The following is a 695-nucleotide window of genomic DNA, read 5'->3' on the forward strand; positions in this document are numbered from 1 at the left end:
CAGATAGCCCCGCGCGACCCCCGCCCCGCCAATGCAGAGCTCGCCCACCACCCCGAACGGCACCGGCTCGCCATGACCGTCCAGCACATACACCCGCGTGTTCGCAATCGGACGGCCGATCGGAACGCGGTGCCGGCCATCGAAACCAGCAGGTACCGGATAGCAGAGGGTGAAGGTGGTGTTCTCGGTTGGCCCGTAGCCATTTGATATCCGCAGCGTCGGATGCCGGCTCTTGCATGCCTTAATGGAAGCGGCTGAAACCTCTTCGCCTCCGACCAGCAGCTGCTGCAGCGAACCGGTATTTCGCCCCTCCCCTACATACAGATCAAATAACCGTGCGGTCATCCAGGCAATGGTGACGCCCTGGTCGCGGATGATCCGGCCCAACGTTGATGTCGAGATATAACGTCCGGGATAGAGCATCACCCTGGCGCCATTCGCCAAGGCGCCCCAAACCTCGAACGTCGTCGCGTCGAACGTCGGCGAGGAGGCGTTGAGAAAGACGTCCTGCGGGGAGATTGCGACGAAATCGCTCCCTGCCACCAGCCGGACCACCCCCCGATGTTCAACCATCACGCCCTTGGGCGTGCCGGTGGAGCCCGACGTGTAGATCACATAGGCCAGATGGTGCGGGCCCAGGCCCAGCGCGCGCGCATCCGGATCCGATGCCGGCTGCCCGGCCCACGCCGGCGACT

1 protein-coding gene is annotated in these 695 nt (G+C 64.5%); it reads right to left on the reverse strand.

All coding sequences use genetic code 11. From position 1 onward, the window contains the following. Positions 1-695, reverse strand: a 695-nt coding sequence (locus tag AB3X94_RS41825) for an AMP-binding protein (RefSeq protein WP_368614469.1), incomplete at both ends; no start/stop codon positions are given.

Source organism: Paraburkholderia sp. BR10923, from assembly GCF_040948765.1.
Classification (GTDB): Bacteria; Pseudomonadota; Gammaproteobacteria; order Burkholderiales; family Burkholderiaceae; genus Paraburkholderia; species Paraburkholderia youngii.